Source organism: Mesorhizobium sp. M7A.F.Ca.US.005.03.2.1 (assembly GCF_003997795.1).
Lineage (GTDB): Bacteria > Pseudomonadota > Alphaproteobacteria > Rhizobiales > Rhizobiaceae > Mesorhizobium > Mesorhizobium ciceri.
The window spans coordinates 1-2,207 of the sequence record NZ_RZRP01000960.1 but is presented as its reverse complement, the minus strand read 5'-3'; the positions used below and the strand labels follow the sequence as shown (position 1 = coordinate 2,207).

The following is a 2,207-nucleotide window of genomic DNA, read 5'->3' as shown; positions in this document are numbered from 1 at the left end:
GGCCTGCACGGGCGAAACTGCCTTTGCCGGCTCAGGGGCGGCAGAGTCCGCCAGGGGCGGCTTTGACAGGCCGGGCGGGAGCTTGGACGGCTCCGGTGGCAAAAGCGATGTCTTGCCGGCAGTCGGTGTGGCAGGCGTCATGAAGCCGCCCAGGTAAAGGCCCGCGCCGGAGGCCACAGCCAGCATCGCCAAGCCAGCGATCGCCAGGGTTCGGGTCTTTGTGGACCTTCCAGGCAAACGCGCCGTGGCCTCGCGCGGCATCGGCGCCGGAGGCGGCCGTTCGAACAAATGCGCGGGCCGCACGTGCTCTACGAAGGGCTGTCCGCCTGGGCCCGCTGCGGCTGCGTCGTCGTGCCTCTCAACATTGTGTGATCGTGCCTGGGTTTTGCTGCCGGATTTAAAGGTTCGCGGCAAAGCCGACCGATCGCGGGGTGTGATGGACGCCGGCGGGGTTGTCTCCTCGTTTTCGTCACGCGTCATCCTGGCGATTTCCGCCATGCTAACCGGTCGGTCCTGCGGATCCGGTTGCAGCATGGGTTCAACGATGTCACGAAAATCATCGTCGATGTCGGTGAGATCAGGCACGGTCCGGCGCTTTTCGATGACCTCGAATTGCGATCCGCTCATATCGATTGGCTTGCCGCGCAAGGCGGCAACCAGCACCAGCCCCAGGCTGTAGATATCGGATTGCTCACTGACATCGCCGCTGTAGAGCCCGAGCTGTTCGGGTGAAACATAGTTGTATTTTCCCGCAAACTTTCCGCCGATCAGGGTCTCACCGCCGACACTCGCCGACCGGGCGATACCGAAATCTATGATCTTCGCGCGGTCGACCCGGCCTCCCGGCAAGATGATGTTATCGGGCGAGAGGTCGCGGTGTATTGCTCCCGCCTGGTGCACGGCGCTCAGGCCGGAGGCGAGGCGGTGGCAGAGCTTGCGCACATCAGCCGCCGGCATCGCGCCACGCCGCATGATGTCGAACAGCGACTCACCGTCGACGAATTCCATGGCAAGGTAGGGACGGCCGATCCCGGGATCGATCGTGAAGACGTGGTAGCGCACGACCGCGTCATGCGACAGGTGATTGAGGATCAATGCCTCCTTGCGAAACAGCGACAAGATCGTCTGGTCACGGGCGAACTCGGGCAAGACGATCTTGATCGCGACATGGTCACCGGTCTGGATATTATGACCACGGTAAACCTCGCCCATGCCACCGAATGCGATGCGTTCGTCGAGCTCGTAGATGCCGCTGAGTTGCGTGCCTACGACGGTGTTGGCCATGCCCCCCGATATGCGCGTCTTGTCGTCGGAGCCCATCAACCTCAGGCCTTCGCTCTATGCAGATATGGAGGAGGCAATTGGCCATCGCGCTCGTGTCCTATCTTTACGAGGACGATCGTGACGTTATCCGTTGCGCCGCGCGCCAGCACCATGTCGAGCAGGTTCTCGCAGGCTGCCTGAGGTGTCGCCGACACCGTCGCCGCCTCGATCTCGGCGTCGGTGACATGCGCCGTCAGACCATCCGTGCTCAACACAAAAATATCCCCCGGCATGATTTCTCCCTGCTGGAAATCGATGACAATCTCGTCGCTGACGCCGATCGCTTGCGTGATGACATTGCGGCGCGGCCACGTGCGTGCTTCGGCTGCGCTGATGATACCGCGGTCGATGAGCTCCTGAACTTCGGTGTGGTCTCTCGAGATCTGCGAGATCGAGGCGTTGCGGACAAGATAGACGCGGCTGTCACCCGCCCACAGGCAGGCAAACCGCCCGTCCATCGCCAGCAGGGCGGCAACGGTGGAACCGATGGTTATGCCGCGGGATTCAGATATGCCTCGGATCTCGGCATTGGCCCGGCCCAGCCTGTCCTCGAAGCGGGCGCGAAGATCGGGAGCTGAGCTCGCAATGCCGATTGTTGACAGATGATCGACGATACTGGCGGAAGCGACCTCTCCGGCGTCATGTCCACCCATTCCGTCGGCTACCACCCAGACGCCAGTTTGTGGCTCGACCAGATAGCTGTCTTCATTGAGCTCACGGACACAGCCTTTGTGGCTCACGCCGAAGCTCTCAACGGAAAGGGCGACAGTATTCAATTTGCCACCAAGCGCTTTTCAAGCGTCCTTCTGCGGCGCACCTTTGGACGCTCGCTGGCGCCACTTTGCCACAGGCTCCAACCCCTTCTTCCTCCCGGCCCTGTCCGG

The 2,207-nt window shown here is 62.1% G+C and carries 2 protein-coding genes; both read right to left on the bottom strand.

Annotated elements, in window-relative coordinates; all coding sequences use genetic code 11:
- Window positions 1–1,320: serine/threonine-protein kinase (locus EN991_RS33210; protein WP_245461144.1), on the bottom strand; the 1,320-nt coding region annotated here is incomplete at its 3' end.
- Window positions 1,321–1,325: 5 nt separating this feature from the next.
- Window positions 1,326–2,099 (bottom strand): protein phosphatase 2C domain-containing protein, encoded by a 774-nt coding sequence (locus EN991_RS33205; protein WP_013525286.1) that lies wholly within the window; start codon window positions 2,097–2,099, stop codon window positions 1,326–1,328.
- Between the last annotated feature and the right edge of the window lie 108 nt (window positions 2,100–2,207).